General features: G+C 69.1%; 18 protein-coding genes and 1 tRNA gene. 8 read left to right on the top strand and 11 right to left on the bottom strand.

Features of this window, described 5'->3' with window-relative positions; translation table 11 throughout:
* Positions 1 to 4 precede the first annotated feature (4 nt).
* Entirely contained in the window at positions 5 to 1555 is a 1551-nt protein-coding gene (locus tag ACFX43_RS06890) for an FMN-binding glutamate synthase family protein (RefSeq protein ID WP_378818638.1), read from the bottom strand.
* A 64-nt stretch (positions 1556 to 1619) separates the two neighbouring features.
* Complete coding sequence (locus ACFX43_RS06885; protein WP_378818635.1) at positions 1620 to 2612, bottom strand: LLM class F420-dependent oxidoreductase; 993 nt, start codon at positions 2610 to 2612, stop codon at positions 1620 to 1622.
* A 75-nt stretch (positions 2613 to 2687) separates the two neighbouring features.
* Here ACFX43_RS06885 and ACFX43_RS06880 point away from each other — a divergent pair, with 75 nt between their 5' ends.
* From ACFX43_RS06880 to pdxY, 4 genes are read left to right on the top strand one after another with little or no spacing between them, the layout of a single operon-like run.
* Positions 2688 to 3377, top strand: coding sequence for a uracil-DNA glycosylase (locus ACFX43_RS06880; RefSeq protein WP_378818632.1), 690 nt, complete (start codon positions 2688 to 2690; stop codon positions 3375 to 3377).
* 56 nt (positions 3378 to 3433) lie between these two features.
* Positions 3434 to 3994, top strand: coding sequence for a hypothetical protein (locus tag ACFX43_RS06875; RefSeq protein WP_378818629.1), 561 nt, complete (start codon positions 3434 to 3436; stop codon positions 3992 to 3994).
* 14 nt (positions 3995 to 4008) lie between these two features.
* Complete coding sequence (locus ACFX43_RS06870) at positions 4009 to 4614, top strand: rhomboid family intramembrane serine protease (RefSeq protein ID WP_378818626.1); 606 nt, start codon at positions 4009 to 4011, stop codon at positions 4612 to 4614.
* Between the two features lie 23 nt (positions 4615 to 4637).
* Positions 4638 to 5486 (top strand): pyridoxal kinase PdxY, encoded by an 849-nt coding sequence (gene pdxY, locus ACFX43_RS06865; protein ID WP_378818624.1) that lies wholly within the window; start codon positions 4638 to 4640, stop codon positions 5484 to 5486.
* On the opposite strand, the gene ACFX43_RS06860 is transcribed toward pdxY, so the two are convergent.
* The 7 genes from ACFX43_RS06860 to nirD form a co-directional block, all read right to left on the bottom strand.
* Entirely contained in the window at positions 5487 to 5720 is a 234-nt protein-coding gene (locus tag ACFX43_RS06860) for an HNH endonuclease (protein ID WP_378818621.1), read from the bottom strand.
* A gap of 206 nt (positions 5721 to 5926) precedes the next feature.
* Positions 5927 to 6002: transfer RNA gene (locus tag ACFX43_RS06855), tRNA-Thr, on the bottom strand.
* Positions 6003 to 6069: 67 nt separating this feature from the next.
* Positions 6070 to 7587, bottom strand: coding sequence for a metallophosphoesterase (locus tag ACFX43_RS06850; RefSeq protein ID WP_378818618.1), 1518 nt, complete (start codon positions 7585 to 7587; stop codon positions 6070 to 6072).
* 50 nt (positions 7588 to 7637) lie between these two features.
* On the bottom strand, positions 7638 to 8591 hold the full coding sequence (gene rlmB / locus ACFX43_RS06845) for a 23S rRNA (guanosine(2251)-2'-O)-methyltransferase RlmB (RefSeq protein ID WP_378818615.1): 954 nt from the start codon (positions 8589 to 8591) through the stop codon (positions 7638 to 7640).
* Complete coding sequence (cysS, locus tag ACFX43_RS06840; RefSeq protein ID WP_378818612.1) at positions 8591 to 10000, bottom strand: cysteine--tRNA ligase; 1410 nt, start codon at positions 9998 to 10000, stop codon at positions 8591 to 8593. The genes rlmB and cysS overlap by 1 nt, the downstream gene beginning before the upstream one ends.
* Before the next feature lie 30 nt (positions 10001 to 10030).
* Positions 10031 to 10513: a 2-C-methyl-D-erythritol 2,4-cyclodiphosphate synthase gene (gene ispF, locus ACFX43_RS06835; protein ID WP_378818609.1), complete on the bottom strand. Its 483-nt coding sequence runs from the start codon at positions 10511 to 10513 to the stop codon at positions 10031 to 10033.
* 24 nt (positions 10514 to 10537) lie between these two features.
* A complete protein-coding gene (nirD, locus tag ACFX43_RS06830; RefSeq protein ID WP_378818606.1) occupies positions 10538 to 10936 on the bottom strand; it encodes a nitrite reductase small subunit NirD in 399 nt (132 codons plus the stop codon).
* Positions 10937 to 11075: 139 nt separating this feature from the next.
* Here nirD and ACFX43_RS06825 point away from each other — a divergent pair, with 139 nt between their 5' ends.
* Positions 11076 to 11777, top strand: a complete 702-nt coding sequence (locus tag ACFX43_RS06825) for a 2-C-methyl-D-erythritol 4-phosphate cytidylyltransferase (protein WP_378818604.1) — start codon at positions 11076 to 11078, stop codon at positions 11775 to 11777.
* Here the strand turns inward: ACFX43_RS06825 and ACFX43_RS06820 are convergent.
* Both ACFX43_RS06820 and ACFX43_RS06815 read right to left on the bottom strand, forming a co-directional pair.
* Positions 11770 to 12378 carry a hypothetical protein gene (locus tag ACFX43_RS06820; protein ID WP_378818601.1) on the bottom strand — a complete coding sequence of 203 codons (609 nt, stop codon included), beginning with the start codon at positions 12376 to 12378 and terminating at the stop codon, positions 11770 to 11772. The genes ACFX43_RS06825 and ACFX43_RS06820 overlap by 8 nt on opposite strands.
* 103 nt (positions 12379 to 12481) lie before the next feature.
* Entirely contained in the window at positions 12482 to 12967 is a 486-nt protein-coding gene (locus ACFX43_RS06815) for a CarD family transcriptional regulator (protein WP_008360791.1), read from the bottom strand.
* Between the two features lie 235 nt (positions 12968 to 13202).
* On the opposite strand from ACFX43_RS06815, the gene ACFX43_RS06810 reads away from it, so the two are divergent.
* The 3 genes from ACFX43_RS06810 to ACFX43_RS06800 are packed head-to-tail and all read left to right on the top strand — an operon-like array spanning position 13203 to position 15590.
* Entirely contained in the window at positions 13203 to 14048 is an 846-nt protein-coding gene (locus ACFX43_RS06810) for a UbiA family prenyltransferase (RefSeq protein WP_378818598.1), read from the top strand.
* 43 nt (positions 14049 to 14091) lie between these two features.
* Positions 14092 to 14850 carry a hypothetical protein gene (locus ACFX43_RS06805; protein ID WP_378818595.1) on the top strand — a complete coding sequence of 253 codons (759 nt, stop codon included), beginning with the start codon at positions 14092 to 14094 and terminating at the stop codon, positions 14848 to 14850.
* Positions 14850 to 15590 carry a phosphoglyceromutase gene (locus ACFX43_RS06800; protein ID WP_378818593.1) on the top strand — a complete coding sequence of 247 codons (741 nt, stop codon included), beginning with the start codon at positions 14850 to 14852 and terminating at the stop codon, positions 15588 to 15590. Before ACFX43_RS06805 ends, ACFX43_RS06800 begins: the two co-directional genes overlap by 1 nt.
* Positions 15591 to 15610: the final 20 nt, after the last annotated feature.

Below are 15610 nucleotides of genomic sequence, written 5' to 3'. Positions count from 1 at the left end.
GCTCTCAGGCGGTGTTCGGCTTCTCGTTGAACGTACGGTGCGGCTGCACGACGGCGAGGAGCTCGCGGGCGACATCGGGACCGAGGGCGCCCCAGTGGTCCTTGTAGCCGTAGACCCCGGCGAGAGTTCGCGACTCGTAGTCGCCGTTCATGACCTCGATGTCGTGCGGTGTGATCAGGGCGGGGTGGGCGACGCCGACGGCAGCGGAGACCTTCGACAGCTCCCGGCGCAGGGTCCTGAGGTAGCTGGCACAGCGATCGCCCTTGTCCTGCGGGTCGAGGCCGCCGGAGAGCCACTTGCTCTGCGTCGCGACGCCGGTCGGACAGCTGTCGTCGTGGCACTTCTGAGCCTGGATGCAGCCGATCGACATCATCGCCTCGCGGCCGACGTTGACCATGTCGGCGCCGAGCGCGAAGGCGACAGCGGCGTTCTCCGGCAGGCCGACCTTGGCCGAACCGATGAAGGTGACCGAATCGGTCAGGCCGAGCTCGGCGAAGGTGCCGTAGACCCGCGAGAAGCCGATCCGGTAGGGCATCGCGACCGCGTCGGAGAAGATCAACGGCGCGGCGCCGGTGCCACCCTCGCCGCCGTCGACGGTGACGAAGTCGACGCCCCGCTCGCCCGATCGCATCTTGCCGGCGAGCTCCTGCCAGAACTCCATCTCACCGACCGCCGACTTGATGCCGACCGGCAGCCCGGTCTCGGCGGCGATCATCTCGACGAAGTCGAGCATCGAGTCGACGTCGTGGAAGGCGGAGTGGCGAGACGGAGACACGCAGTCCTTGCCGAGCTCGATGCCGCGGATCTCGGCGATCTCCGGGGTCACCTTGGCCGCCGGCAGCAGTCCACCGAGGCCCGGCTTGGCACCCTGGGACAGCTTGATCTCGATGGCCTTGACCGGCGCGGTGGCAACCCGCTCCTTGAGCCGGTCGATCGAGAAGGTGCCGTCGGCGTTCCGGCACCCGAAGTAGGCGGTGCCGATCTGCATCACCAGATCCGCACCACCCTCGAGGTGGTAGGGCGAGATGCCACCCTCGCCGGTGTTGTGCATCGCCCCGGCCCGGCGTGCGCCCAGGTTGAGCGCCCTGATCGCCGGCCCGGAAAGCGACCCGAACGACATCGCCGAGATGTTGACGACCGACTCCGGCCGGAACGCCTTCGCGCGCCCGCGCGGGCCCCCGAGCACCTTCGCCGACGGGAGCCTGGCGGCCCGGTCGTGGTCGTCGGGCAGGGAGTCGGCGAAGGTGCGGTGCTTGATGTGGATGTGGCCCTGGACGTGCTCGATGTCGTTGTCGGTGCCGAAGCCGAAGTAGTTGTTCTGCTCCTTGGCCGAGGCGTACACCCAGCGCCGCTGGTCCCGACTGAAGGGACGCTCCTCGTCGTTGTCGGCGACGATGTACTGCCGCAGCTCCGGCCCGATCTTCTCCATCAGGTACCGCGCGTGCCCGATCACCGGGAAGTTCCGCAGGATCGCGTGCTTGCGCTGGGTCAGGTCACGCGCGGCGACCACGCCGGCGGCAACTGCCACTCCCCCGAGGAGGGTCGTCATCTTCATGTACGTCTTCCTACCCGGGCGGTCACCCGTTGTAAAAGTCCGCGACCGTGTCGCCGGGCGTCGCTCAGGCGAACTCGGGGATGACCTGCGACTCGAAGAGCTCGATCGAGGAGCGGTCGTAGGCGGCGTCGCCGAAGTAGGTGATGGCGTACGTCATCCCCAGCTCCTCCATCGACTTCAGCTTCTCCACGATCTGCTCGGGCGTGCCCGCCAGCCCCTGGACGCCACTGCGGCGGGCATGCTCTGACCCGGCGGCATCCCCGAGCGACTTGGCGAGGTGGTCGGCGTACCAGTCGATCTTGTCCTGGACATCCTTCTCGGTCTCACCGATGAAGACGTTGTAGTTGGACGAGCGGGTGATCTCGGAGAAGTCGCGGCCGAGGTTGTCGCAGTGGCCGCGCAGGATCTCCGACTTCGCCCGGAACGTCTCGGCGTCGCCGGCAAAGTTGGTGTAGTCGGCGTACTGAGCGGCGATCTTGAGGGTCACCTTCTCGCCGCCGCCGGCGATCCACAGCGGGATGCCGGAACGGCCCTGCTGAAGAGGCAGCGGCTGACAGATGGCGCCGTCGACCTGGTAGTACTTCCCGTCCAGCGACGAGATGCCCTTGGTCCAGGCCTGCTGGAAGATCTGGACGCCCTCGCGGAGCATCCCGAGACGGTCGCGCGCCTCGGGGAAGCCGTAGCCGTGGGCCCGCCACTCGTGTTCGTACCAGCCCGCACCGATGCCCATCTCGATCCGTCCGCCGCTGATGTGGTCGGCGGTGGCAGCGACCTTCGCCAGGTAGGCCGGGTTGCGGTAGGACATGCACGAGCACATCTGCCCGAGGCGCACCCGCGACGTCACCGCGCCCAGGCCCGCCATCAGCGACCAGGCCTCGTGGGTCGCCTGGTCGGAGGGCTCCGGTGTGGTGTGGAAGTGGTCGTAGACCCAGATCGACTCCCAGCTCCCGGCATCGGCGTGCAGAGCCAGGTCCTTCATCGTCGTCCACTGGTCCGCCGGGTCGATCCCGACGAGGTCGAAGCGCCATCCCTGCGGGACGAAGAAACCGAACTTCATGTCTACTCCTTCATGGATCCAACCGAGTGCCACGGACAACCTATCCGTCGGTGCCAGCCGATACCCTCATGATTTATGAGCGCACTCGCCGGACTGGTGGACAAGGGCCTGATGGCTGCGGACTGGGCCGAGGCGCTGTCGCCGGCCGAGCCGCAGATCGAGCAGATGGGCCGCTTCCTGCGCGACGAGCTGGCGGCCAGGCGTCCCTACCTTCCCGATGGCGACCGGATCTTCAACGCCTTCCGGCGCCCGCTGCGAGACGTACGCGTCCTGATCGTCGGCCAGGACCCCTACCCGACCATCGGGCACCCGATCGGGCTCAGCTTCGCGGTCGAGAAGGACGTACGTCCCCTGCCGGCATCGCTGCGGAACATCTATGCCGAGCTGGCCACCGACCTCGACCTGAAGATGCCCGAGCACGGCGACCTGTCGACCTGGGCCGACCACGGCGTGATGCTGCTCAACACCTCGCTGACGGTGCGGCCGGGTGCCCCCGCCTCCCACTCGAAGAAGGGCTGGGAGGAGGTCACCGGGCGGGCGATCGACGTCCTCGGCCGACGCGGCGGGCCGCTGGTCGCGATCCTGTGGGGCCGGCACGCGCAGAATCTCGAGCCACGGCTCAACGGGGTGCCCGCGATCAAGTCCGTCCACCCCTCGCCGCTCTCTGCGCGCCGGGGGTTCTTCGGGTCCCGGCCGTTCTCCCGTGCCAACGCCCTCCTGGTCGAGCAGGGCGGTTCCCCGGTCGATTGGTCTCTGCCTGATTGAGCTCTGTCCGATTAGGATCGCCTCATCGGCCCATCGGCGCGGTGAACGGGGGTCACGTGGACGAGAACACGACCGGACCGACGCTGTCGGTGTCACGGCGGCTCAAGATCGGCGGGACCATCGTCGTCGTCCTGATGGCGGTCTGGGCCGCCGTGCTCGGCGGACGGGCCCTCCTGGAACGGGCCGATCCGCCGGAGTTCCCCGCGACCGACGTACGCGACTGGGCGACCTTCGCCGACCACCTCGTCCTCGGCACCGCCGGCCCCGCCGACACGGACCGGCTCGAGGTCACGACCGTCCTGTGGAGCCGGCAGGGAGCCCACCCGATCGGCCGCGGGATCACCCTCGACGCCGACATGACCGAGGGCGAGGCGTACGCCGTGCCGGTGGCCTGGCTCGAGGGCGGCGGCGGACGCTGGGTGGCGCTGGCGGCCGAGGCGGTGCTGCCCCTCGACGGTGGGCGGGTCACCGGGGGTGGCCAGACCTGGGCGGCCGACCATGCCGGGGAGTCGCCCCGGGGCCTCGCCACCGAGCTCTACGAGACGGGTCCGCACCCGGCCGCCGTCCCCTACCTCTATGAGAGTCTCGAGCAAAGACTCGCCGCTGTGGAGCGGTAGGTAAGATTTCAAGCGTGAGCCAGGACTCCCCCACGCGGCCCCAACGCGCCAACTGGCTTCGGGCCGGCATTTGGTCGCTCGGCTTCGTCGCCCTGCTCTGGGTGCTCGAGGCCACCGACTACATCAGCGGGCACCAGCTCGACACGCTCGGCATCCAGCCGCGCACCGACGCCGGCCTGCTCGGCATCGTGTTCGCTCCGGTGCTCCACTTCGGCTGGGCCCACCTCTACGGCAACACCCTGTTCGCGCTCGTCCTCGGGTTCCTGGTGCTCGCCTCGGGCGTCGGCCGCGGGATCGTGGCGACGCTCATCATCTGGGTGGTCGGAGGTGTCGGCGTCTGGCTGATGTCGCCCCCGGGCAGCATCACCGCCGGCACCTCGATGCTGATCTTCGGCTGGCTCGTCTACCTGATCCTGCGCGGCCTGTTCAGCCACCGCGTCGGCCAGATCGTCATCGGCGTGCTCATCTTCCTGGCCTGGGGCAGCCTGCTCCTCGGCGTACTCCCCGGGCAGACCGGTGTCTCCTGGCAGGGCCACCTCTTCGGCGCGATCGGTGGCGCGCTGGCGGCCTGGCTGCTCAACGACCCGCCCAAGAAACAGGCCCAGAAGCAGTCCGTCTGAAGCTGCAGTCGCAGAATACTGCCATGCAGATCCTCTCCATCCAGTCGCACGTGGCCTTCGGCTACGTCGGCAACTCGGCGGCAGTCTTCCCGATCCAGCGCCTCGGTCACGAGGTCTGGCCGGTGCTCACGGTCAACTTCTCCAACCACACCGGCTACGGCGCGTGGCGTGGACCGGTCGTGGCCGCCGACCAGGTCGCCGAGGTCATCGAGGGGATCTCCGAGCGCGACGGTCTCTCCACCGTCTCCGCGGTCCTGTCCGGCTACCAGGGCGACCCGGCTGTCGGCGCGATCGTCCTGGATTCCGTACGACGAGTGAAGGCGCTCAACCCGCGGGCCCTCTACTGCTGCGACCCGGTGATGGGTGACGTCGGGCGCGGCATGTTCGTTCGCGAGGGTATCCCGGAGTTCATGCGCGACGAGGTCGTCCCGACCGCCGACGTGATCACGCCCAACCACTTCGAGCTCAACTTCCTCGCCGGCCTCGAGTCGACCGACACACTGCAGGAGGTGCTCGCCGCCGTCGACATCGTCCGTGAGTCCGGCCCGTCCAACGTGCTGGTGACCTCGGTGATCACCAAGGACCCCACTCACCTCGACCTGGTAGCCGTCTCCGACGAGGGTGCCTGGTCGGTCACCACTCCCCTGCTCCCGATCTCCCCCAACGGCGGCGGCGACGTCACCGCGGCGGTCTACCTCTCCCACCTGCTCTCGACCGGCTCGACGCCGGCCGCCCTCGGCCGCACCGCGAACACCCTCTTCGCCATCCTCGACCGCACCCTGAAGTCCGGCCGCCGCGAGCTCGAGCTCGTCGCCTCCCAGGACGACATCGCCAACCCGCCGACGACGTACGAGGTCACTCAGCTCCGCTGATCAGTAGGACTTGCCGTCGGCGTAACGCTGCCGCCGCCATGCCCTGCCGCTTCCCCGGTTCTTGGCCTTGTACGTCGGCAGTTGGCTGTCGCAGTTCGGACAGACCAGTCGCAGGTTGTCGCGTCTGTTGTTGGTGGCATCTCCGTCGATGTGGTCCAGCACAAAGGTCAGCTCGATGTCGTTCCACGTGGCTGGGCACGCGCATATCGCACATAGACCCACCTGGTCCTCCATCAAGTGGAGTTTCACGTAATGGCGCCTACTCCCGCTGAGCGTTGCCTCACCGGTCTTCAACCATCGCTCGATCTTCTCGCGACGTTCCATCGCCCGCTGGCACGCGTTGCTACAGAACCTGAGCTGGTGGCGCTTCACAAGGGGCGCGCCACACCCCACGCAAACTCTCATGGCGGTGACATTAGATGTGACCACCGACAACCTCGTGGAGCCGGTGACAGGACTCGAACCTGCGATCTTGGTCTTACAAGGACCCTGCTGTACCAACTCAGCTACACCGGCACGCCGGCGAGGAACGCCGGCCGGACAATCGTAGCCAGTCGCAGGCCGATGTACGCAGCCGGCGCGGCTAGCGAGCCGGATCGAGCGGGACGTACTCGTGGGCGGTGAGGGCGCCGTTGGTCTCCAGCTCGACGGACTGGACACCGACGGGGAGCCCGTCGGCATAGGTGATCAAGGTGACCTCGGCGGTACGGCGGATCTTCCCCATCGCGAAGGCGTACGCGGCGCCGCCCGTGGTGCCGTTGGTGTAGGTCCAGCCGCTCTCACCGTTCTCGCCGGTCACCTCGCTCGGTCCCTGGTGGACGTGACGGTGGCCGCCGACGACGAGGGTCGCGCAGCCGCGTCGCAGGGTCTCACGGCCCAGCGACGGGTCGTGGACGAGGAGGGTCGCGACGGGCTTGCCCTCCTCCTTCGAGGCACAGGCGATGCCGGCCAGCTTCTCGCCGGCCTCCTCGAGGGTGACGCCCTTCTCGTCGATCCAGTTGCCGAGGCCGCTGGTGCGCGGGTCGGGTACGCCCAGGAGCGTCGAGCCGCCGGGGCCGTCGACGACCTCGCCGTCGAGCACGGTCCAGCCCTTCTTGGCCAGGTAGTTGCCGACCGTCGGGCCGTGGTCGTGGTTGCCGGTGACCGCCCACTTGTCCAGGCCGTCGCTGGCGTCGGTGAGCGAGTCGAGGGAGAAGGTCTCCCAGTCGGACCCGGTCGAGGTGTCGTCGCCGGCGTCGAGAATGCCGGTCGCGCCGCCCTCGTCGGCGATCGCGCGCACGACCGCGTCCATGCCGACGTTGTCGTGGCGGTCGGAGACGAGGACCGACACGGTCTCGTCCTCGCCCGGCTCGCGCAGGGCCAGGTCCGGCACCTCTTCCACGACCTTCTCGTAGAAGGTCCGGCTGGAGTTGTAGGTGTCGACGGCGCTGGCCACGAGCCGACGAGTCTGGTTGGCGTAGGCGTCGCCGCGGACCTCCACATCGGCCAGCTCCTCGGGCACAGGGATCGCCGCGCCGAGGAAGTCGGCCAGCGGAGTCCATTCGCCGGTGACCGGCCCGGCCTCCTGGTCCGCCGCGGACGCTCCGGACTCACCCCAGGGCTGCCAGACCGCGACCGCGAGCACCGCCACCGTGACCACGCCGATGCCCACCGTGGTGAGACCGTGCCGCGTACGAACCGATTCCTTGATACGTCTGCGCAGGTCGGCGCGGCGTTGGGACCCGGGCAGCCACCACAGCAGAACTCCCCCGGTGACGATCGCCAACGAGACCGCGGCGCCGCGGAGTACGGCAGCGACGAGCATCGAATCGACCTGCTCCACCACGACCGCGCGCTGGCCGTCGGGAGCCGAGCCGAGGACTGCGTAGCGCTCGAAGAGCTCGTCCATCGACCGCAGCTCGGTCTTCCCGAGGGTCACGTCGACACCGATCGGGCCCCCGACGTCCAGACGTACGTCAGGCAGCACCGGTCCGGTGTGGATGATCGCCTTCCCGGACAGCGTCGGGCGCAGGACCGAGTCGTGGCCGGCCAGGACCACCTGGCGTTCGCTGGACAGGAAGAGCCACGTGCTCAGCGCCACGGCCAGCACGAGCCACAGCACTCCGAGCCCCGCCCAGACGGCGAGGCCCCGAAACAGAGTGCGGCGAGAGGTCAGCGACGCGCCTCCGCGACCGCGTAGAGCACGACCGACGCGGCGACGCCGGCATTGAGGGACTCTACGGAGTTGACCATCGGGATCGACACTATCTGGTCGCAGGTCTCCTGGACCAAGCGGGAGAGCCCGCCGCCCTCGGCACCGACGACGATCACCAGCGGACCGTCGGCGAGGCCCTCGGGGGCACCCAGCTCGGGCAGCGTGATGTCACCCTCCATGTCCAGCCCGACGACCATGCAGCCGGCCTCCTGGTAGGCCTTCAGCTGCCGGGTCAGGTTGACCGTCTGCGCGACCGGGATCCGCGCCGCGGCACCGGCGCTCGTCTTCCACGCGGCGGCGGTCATCCCGGCCGCACGCCGCTCCGGGATCACCACGCCGTGGGCGCCGAAGGCCGCGGCCGAGCGCACGATGGCGCCCAGGTTGCGCGGGTCGGTGACCTGGTCGAGCGCGACGATCAGCGCCTTCTCCCTGACCTCGGCCGCGCGGTCGAGCAGGTCGTCGGCGTGGGCGTACTCGTAGGCGGGGATCCGCGCAGCGAGGCCCTGGTGGCCGTTGAAGCCGGTCAGCCGGTCGAGCTCGACCTTGGTCACCTCGAGCAGCGAGATGCCCTTCTCGGAGGCGAGCATGAACGCCTCGCGCAGTCGCCCGTCGCGCTCGGCACCCTCGGCGACGTAGAGCCCGTTGACCGGTACGTCCTCGCGCAGTGCCTCGACCACGGAGTTGCGTCCGATGATCCACTCTGCGTCGCCGGCGGCCCGCTTGCGCGGACCCTTGTTGCGCTGCTCCGCGGCCTGAGCCGCCTTGTGGGCCTTGTGGTAGGGCCGGTCCTTCGCCTTCGGCGTCGGGCCCTTGCCCTCCAGACCCTTGCGCCGGTTGCCGCCGGTGCCGACCTGGGCACCCTTCTTACGTCCCTTCGCGATCGCTCCGCGACGCTGGGAGTTGCCTGCCATCAGTTAACGCTCCATTTCGGACCCTCAGGGGTGTCCTCGATCTCGATCCCGGCGTCCTTGAGCCGGTCTCGCATGGCATCGGCGCGGGCCCAGTCCTTGGCGGCGCGCGCCTCGGCGCGCTCGTCCAAGACCCCGCGAACAAGTACGTCGAGCGCGCCGGTCAGTTTCTCGTCATCACCGCTCGCCGGGCCCCACGCCGGGTCGGCGGGGTCCAGACCGAGCACGTCCAGCATCGCGCGGACGCTCGCGGCGACCCCGCGCAGCGCCGGGCTGTCGCCGTCGGCGAGCAGCTTGTTGCCCTCACGTACGACCTCGTGCAGGGCGGCCACCGCGGCTGGGGTGCCGAGGTCGTCGTCCATCGCGTTGACGAAGTCGGCGCAGGGCACGCCGTCGGCCGAGATCTCGCCGATCGCAGACGCCGCGCGCTCCAGGAAGCCTTCGATCCGCTGGAACCCGGCGGCGGCCTCCTCGAGCGCCTCGAAGGAGAACTCGACGTGGGACCGGTAGTGGGCCGCGACCAGGTAGTAGCGCAGCTCGATGCCGCGTACCTTCTTCAGGACCTCGGGGATGACCAGCGAGTTGCCCAGCGACTTCGACATCTTCTCGCCGGCCGTCGTGATCCAGGCGTTGTGGAGCCAGTAGCTCGCGAAGGGCCGGCCGGCAGCGCGCGACTGCGCCTGCTCGTTCTCGTGGTGCGGGAAGCGCAGGTCGATGCCACCGCCATGGAAGTCGAAGGCGGGACCGAGGTACTTGCCGGCCATCGCCGAGCACTCGATGTGCCACCCGGGCCGTCCCAGACCCCAGGGCGAGGGCCAGGAGGCGGTCTCCGGCTCGGAGACCTTCCGTCCCTTCCACAGCGCGAAGTCACGTGGGTCGCGCTTGCCCCGCGGGTCGGCGTCGGCAGCGGCCTCCATGTCGTCGACCTTCTGCCCCGACAGCTCGCCGTAGGAGGGCCAGGAGCGCACGTCGAAGTAGACGTCGGCCGAGCCGTCCTCGGCAGCGTAGGCGTGCCCCTTCGCGATCAGCTCCTCGATCAGCGCGATGATCTCGGGGATGTGACCGGTGGCCAGCGGCTCGTAGGTCGGCCGGGCGACGTTGAGCGAGGCGTAGGCGGCGTCGAGCTCGCGGTGCATGGTGTAGCCGAGGTTGTACCAGGGACGTCCCTGCTCGGCTGACTTCGCCAGGATCTTGTCGTCGATGTCGGTCACGTTGCGGATGAACGTGGTCTCATAGCCCGATGCCCGCAGCCACCGCTGCAGCACGTCGAAGTTCACCCCGCTCCGCACGTGCCCGACATGCGGCTCGCTCTGCACGGTCAGACCACAGACATAGAGCGACGCCTTGCCGGGCTGCAAGGGGGTGAAGTCACGTACTTCACGGGTCGCCGAGTCGTAGAGCCTGAGTGCCATACCCCAAGTCTAGGGACGTACGCGTGTTCCCTACCTATCGCGACGCACGATGAGCGCGGTTGCGATCGCGGCGACGCCCTCGCCTCGCCCGGTGAGCCCGAGACCGTCGGTGGTCGTGGCGGTCACGGTGACGCTCGCGCCGGCTGCCGCGGTGAGCGCCTGGTTGGCCTCGTCGCGGCGCGGACCGATCTTGGGCCGGTTGCCGATCACCTGCACCGCGACGTTGCCGATCTCGAAACCGGCCTCACGGACCCGGCGCGCGGCCTCCGCGAGCAGGACGACTCCGGCGGCCCCTGCCCACTCGGGCTCGGAGGTGCCGAAGTTGGACCCCAGGTCGCCGAGACCTGCCGCGGAGAAGAGCGCGTCGCAGCAGGCGTGCGCCGCGACGTCCCCGTCGGAGTGCCCGGCGAGGCCCTGCAGCTCGTCGGGGAAGGCGAGGCCGGCCACATGCATCGGGACACCGTCGGCAAGGCTGTGTACGTCGGTCCCGATGCCGACCAGAGGAAGCTGCACGCTCCGCAGTCTCCCAGATAGGACTCAGGCAGCCTTCCGGTGGCCGACGTGGATGAGCCCGTCGACGACCCGGACCTCGTAGGCGGGGATGGTCACGTGCGGGTCGTCCAGACACTGTCCGGTACGCAGGTCGAACCCGTGCCGGTGAGCCGGCGAGGCCACGAATGGCACCCCGTCGCGCACCCCGACGATGCCCTTGGCGATCACCGACGCCTTGGCGAACGGATCATGGTTGCCCAGGGCGTAGACGACGTCGTCGGGCATCCGGAAGATGGCGATGGCCTGCCCGTGGACCAGTGCCGTGGCGCCGCGCTTCACCTCGAGCGCGTCGACCGGGCAGACGGACTGCCAGTCACCCTGGTCGTCCCGCTGCGCTCGCTGGCGCTCGCTCATGACGTCGCCGGCCCGAGCCGCTTCGTCCACATTCGTCGGGTCCTCCCTTCGGTGGATTTGAACCGTAGGACGCGTGAGGGACACCTCCTGTTTCGCTCTGTTACGCGTACGTAAACACCAGCGCCCAGCCCACCTGCCGCCTTCTCCGCCGAACGGATAGCCTCCAGGGGTGCCCGCCGCTCTCGTCCTCCTGGCCGCCGGATCCGGCACCCGCGTCGGAGCCGCCACCAACAAGGTGCTGCTCCCGCTCGACGGGTCCGACGATCCGGCCTCCTCAGCCCTCGGCCTCTCGCTCCGGACCGCTCTGGAGGTGCCCGACGTACGCCGCCTCGTCCTGGTCGTGCGCAGCGGCGACGAGGAGGCGGTCGCGGCCGTCGCCCAGCCCCTGCTCGGCGATCGGGAGGTCGTGATGGTCGCCGGTGGCGACACCCGGCACGCCTCCGAGCAGGCCGCGCTGGCCGTGCTCCGGGCCGACATCGAGGCCGCCGGGGAGGACGGCATCGACGTGGTCGCGATCCACGACACCGCCCGGCCGCTGGTGTCGCCCGAGCTGTTCACCGTGGTCATCGGCGTCGCCCGCAAGCACGGTGGTGCCATCCCCGCCGCCCCGCTCAGCCACCTCTCGACGCGTGACCTGCAGCCAGTGGCAGGTGCGCTCGTCGGCGTACAGACACCGCAGGCGTTCCGGGCGGCCGACCTCCTGGCCGCCTATGCCCAGGCCGCGGCCGACGGCTTCGACGGCACCGACACCGGCGCCACCCTGGAGCGCTACGCCTCGGGCGTACGCATCGTCGCGGTGCCCAGCTCGTCGCTGAACCTCAAGGTGACCTTCGCCGACGACCTCGGCGCGGTCAGAACTCTGCTCAACTGACGGCGCTGGCCGACAGCGCTTCGAGCAGGCGTACGTCATCCTCGGACGCGACGCGGCGACCGACCGGCGGCGCCTCGACCGAGACGACCGGGAACCGACGGGCCAGCGAGCCCGCGATCTCGGCGAAGTCGCCGGTGGGCCAGTCGTCCAGGGCGGCGACCACGGCCGGCGGCAGCACGATCGGCGAGGCGACCGAGACGAGCGAGGTGCGGTCGATGGTCGCGCCGAGCACCGGCACCCCGTCCTCGATGGCGAGGTTCTTGACCGTGTCCGTGACCGGGCGTACGCCGACCACGACAGCCTCGCGCGCGAGCGCGGTCGAGACACAGTGGGCGATGAAGGCCGGCGGGGTCATCGGGCACAGCGAGTCGTGCAGGACGAGCGGCTCCTCGGCCGCGACCATCCCCTCCCACGAGGTGGTGAAGTCGACGGGGGTCACTCCGGACTCCCCGAGGGACCAGGTCGCCGCGGCGACCAGCGCCTCGCCGTGGATCAACGTGAACGGCAGCGAGCCGCGGTCGTCCTCGGCGACGAACCCGAGGGCCGGTGGAACCTCGGCGGACTCATCGATCTCGTCGTAGTCGGCGTAGGGGTCCTCCATGGGGCCACCGTATCGGCCCCGCAGAGCACCCCGCCGAGCCCCCCAAAAGCGCGAAACAGGCCCCGGGTTTCCCCGGAGCCTGTAACGCAGACCGAAACCAGCCTCAGCTGGCCAGCACCTCGTCGAGGAGGACTTCAGCCTTGTCTTCGTTGGTGTGCTCGCACAGCGCGAGCTCCGAGACGAGGATCTGGCGTGCCTTGGCGAGCATGCGCTTCTCCCCGGCGGAGAGGCCACGGTCACGCTCACGACGCCACAGGTCACGCACGACCTCGGCGACCTTCATGACATCGCCGCTGTGCAGCTTCTCCAGGTTTGCCTTGTAACGACGCGACCAGTTGGTCGGCTCTTCGACGTGCTCCGCACGAAGCACCTCGAAGACTCGATCAAGCCCGTCCTTGTCTACGACGTCTCGAACTCCGACGAGCTCGAGGTTGTTGGCCGGAACACGCACCACGAGGTCCTGCTGAGCGATGATGCGGAGGACCAGATACTGCCGCTCCTCGCCCTTGATGGTGCGCATCTCGATGTCTTCGATGACGGCCGCGCCATGGTTCGGGTATACGACGGTCTCGCCGACGGTGAAAGTCATATTTTTAGGTACCCCTTCCTAGGGCTATAAGTCTACCACGGATCTTAGAATTCGGATTCCGTGTTTGCGCAGGTCAGGGGCTCAATCTGGGGTTGACAGATTGACAACTTGTGTGGTTCCGCGCGCGCAGGCCCGTCGAACGTGGCAGCATGGCTGATTTCGAAACGACTCCGAAATCTCCTCGTAGCCAGCCTGTTGTCCTGCGCGGCTCGGCCGCGTGCCCGATACTGCCGCCATGGCGAATGCATCGCAGAGCGCCCCCAAGACCATCTTCACCGTGTCGTCGCACGCCCAGGATCAGGACCCGGAAGAGACGCAGGCCAGCGCGTCGGCCGTTCCTGATGCCCCGGCAGGCAGAGCAAGCGTCATGGACAAGGTGGGCAACTGGGCCCCGTTCCTCCTCATCCGCTCCGCCCACCCCCGTCAGGCGGTACTGACCGCCATCGGCCTGTCGGTGGCTGCCGTCCTCGCCGGGCTGACGACGCGCGAGGTGACGCTGGTCGCGGTCACCGTGCTCGTCGGCCAGGCGGTTCTCGGCTGGCACAACGACCTCGTAGACCAGGCCGTCGACCGTCGTCACGAGCGCGAGGGCAAGCCGATCTCGGACGGCCGCCTCGAACCGGGCAGCGTCTGGTTCGCGCTGTGCTGCGGCGTACTGCTCGTCATTCCGCTCTCGGTCACCTCGGGCACCGTCGCGGGACTGTTCTACCTCGGCTCGCTGGTGCTCGGGATGCTCGCCAACGTACTGCTGCGCAAGGGCCTCTTCTCCTGGGTCCTGTGGGCGGCGGCCTTCGCCTGCTACCCCGGATACCTCTCGTACGCCGGCTGGGCCGGTGAGTCCGCCGGCGAACCGCCCCACTGGGTGATGGTCGCCCTCGCGGCGGCGCTCGGTGTCGGCGTGCACTTCCTGACCGCGCTGTGGGGCCTGGTCGCCGACAACGAGGACAAGTGGACGTACCTGCCGCTCAAGGCCGGACTGAAGCTCGGGGCCGGCAAGCTCCTCCTCGTCACGCTCGTCTACATCGCCCTGGTGATCGCCGGGATGCTGTACGCCGCGAGCGCCGTCGGACTGCGTGCCTGACCCTTTTCCGATATCGCAGGATCGGGCGGATAGAGTGTCGCGCGTGACGACCAAGGTTATGCAGAAGCGGCTCGCAGTGACGGGCGCACTCGTGGCTCTCGCCCTTCCGGCGCTCACCGCCTGCAGCAGCTTCGACTACGCGACGGACCGGCCCAACGAGATCACCCACGGCGGCTCGACGCTCGACGGTGCCATCCGGATCAACGCCGCTCGCATCGTGACCGCGCAGGAAGGCTCCGGCGTCCTGGTCGGCACCTTCTCGCTCGACCCGGCGATCAACCCGGCGGTCGCCGGCAAGGCGCTGCCGTCGGTCACCTCGATCGCCACGGCGACCGAGGCCGAGGAGACCGTCACGCCCGAGTCGTTCACCCCGATCGAGCTGCCGAAGTCCGGCATCATCAACCTGGCCGACCCGGCCGTCGGTGGCATCGCGGTCACCGGCGACTTCAAGCCGGGCGACAGCATCCCGATGACCTTCACCTTCTCCGAGGGCGAGGAGAAGACCATCTCCGTCCCGGTGGTCACCCAGTGTGGTCCGTACGCCGAGGTCGTCGCCGCCGTCGACGAGACCACGAAGCCCGCGAAGAAGGGCAAGAACGCCGAGGCCCAGGCGTCCGAGGACGCTTCGACCCTGCCGGCCGACGAGCCCGCCGAGAGCGAGCACGCGACCGAGACCGAGGCTGAGGGCGAGAACGCAACCGAGGGCGAGGCGCACGACGAGTCCGCGGGCACCATCTCCGAGGACCCCTACTCCTGCGAGTTCCCCCCGGCCGCTCTGCCCGGTGCCGAGGAAGCTCACTGATGACCTACAAGCTCGTCCTTCTGCGTCACGGCGAGAGCGAGTGGAACGCGCTCAACCTGTCCACCGGCTGGGTCGACGTCGACCTCACCGACAAGGGCCGGGCCGAGGCCGTCAACGGCGGCAAGCTGCTGGCCGAGGCCGGGATCCTTCCCGACCTGGTCCACACGAGCCTGCTGCGGCGTGCGATCAACACCGCCAACATCGCGCTCGACACCGCCGATCGCCACTGGATCCCGGTGCGCCGCGACTGGCGTCTCAACGAGCGCCACTACGGCGCGCTCCAGGGTAAGAACAAGTCCGAGACGCTGAAGAAGTTCGGCGAGGAGCAGTTCCAGCTGTGGCGTCGTTCCTACGACGTACCGCCGCCGCCGATCGAGGCCGACTCGGAGTACTCCCAGGCCGGTGACCCGCGCTACGCCGACATCGAGGTGCCCGCCACCGAGTGCCTCAAGGACGTCGTCGCCCGGATGCTCCCCTACTGGGACTCGGCCATCGTGCCCGACCTGAAGACCGGCAAGACGGTCCTGGTCACCGCCCACGGCAACAGCCTGCGCGCGCTGGTCAAGCACCTCGACAACATCTCCGAGGCCGAGATCGCGAAGCTCAACATCCCCACGGGCCAGCCGCTGGTCTACGAGCTCGACGAGTCGCTGAAGCCGGTCATCGCCGGCGGCACCTACCTCGACCCCGAGGCCGCGGCCGCAGCCGCCGAGGCAGTCGCCAACCAAGGCAAGCAGTAAGACCAGCAATCCCGCCGGGT

The sequence above is a fragment of the Nocardioides sp. YIM B13467 genome (genome assembly GCF_042788075.1).
GTDB lineage: Bacteria > Actinomycetota > Actinomycetes > Propionibacteriales > Nocardioidaceae > Nocardioides.
Note: the sequence above shows the minus strand (reverse complement) of the source record. Positions and strands in the feature narration are given on the sequence as shown.

What these genes read in the sequence shown, in the direction of transcription:
- ACFX43_RS06890 (WP_378818638.1), bottom strand. Translation starts at nt 1,555, where the DNA reads ATGAAGATGACGACCCTCCTCGGGGGAGTGGCAGTTGCCGCCGGCGTG.
- ACFX43_RS06885 (WP_378818635.1), bottom strand. Translation starts at nt 2,612, where the DNA reads ATGAAGTTCGGTTTCTTCGTCCCGCAGGGATGGCGCTTCGACCTCGTC.
- ACFX43_RS06880 (WP_378818632.1), top strand. Translation starts at nt 2,688, where the DNA reads ATGAGCGCACTCGCCGGACTGGTGGACAAGGGCCTGATGGCTGCGGAC.
- pdxY (WP_378818624.1), top strand. Translation starts at nt 4,638, where the DNA reads ATGCAGATCCTCTCCATCCAGTCGCACGTGGCCTTCGGCTACGTCGGC.
- ACFX43_RS06860 (WP_378818621.1), bottom strand. Translation starts at nt 5,720, where the DNA reads ATGGAGGACCAGGTGGGTCTATGTGCGATATGCGCGTGCCCAGCCACG.
- rlmB (WP_378818615.1), bottom strand. Translation starts at nt 8,591, where the DNA reads ATGGCAGGCAACTCCCAGCGTCGCGGAGCGATCGCGAAGGGACGTAAG.
- cysS (WP_378818612.1), bottom strand. Translation starts at nt 10,000, where the DNA reads ATGGCACTCAGGCTCTACGACTCGGCGACCCGTGAAGTACGTGACTTC.
- ACFX43_RS06820 (WP_378818601.1), bottom strand. Translation starts at nt 12,378, where the DNA reads ATGGAGGACCCCTACGCCGACTACGACGAGATCGATGAGTCCGCCGAG.
- ACFX43_RS06815 (WP_008360791.1), bottom strand. Translation starts at nt 12,967, where the DNA reads ATGACTTTCACCGTCGGCGAGACCGTCGTATACCCGAACCATGGCGCG.
- ACFX43_RS06810 (WP_378818598.1), top strand. Translation starts at nt 13,203, where the DNA reads ATGGCGAATGCATCGCAGAGCGCCCCCAAGACCATCTTCACCGTGTCG.
- ACFX43_RS06800 (WP_378818593.1), top strand. Translation starts at nt 14,850, where the DNA reads ATGACCTACAAGCTCGTCCTTCTGCGTCACGGCGAGAGCGAGTGGAAC.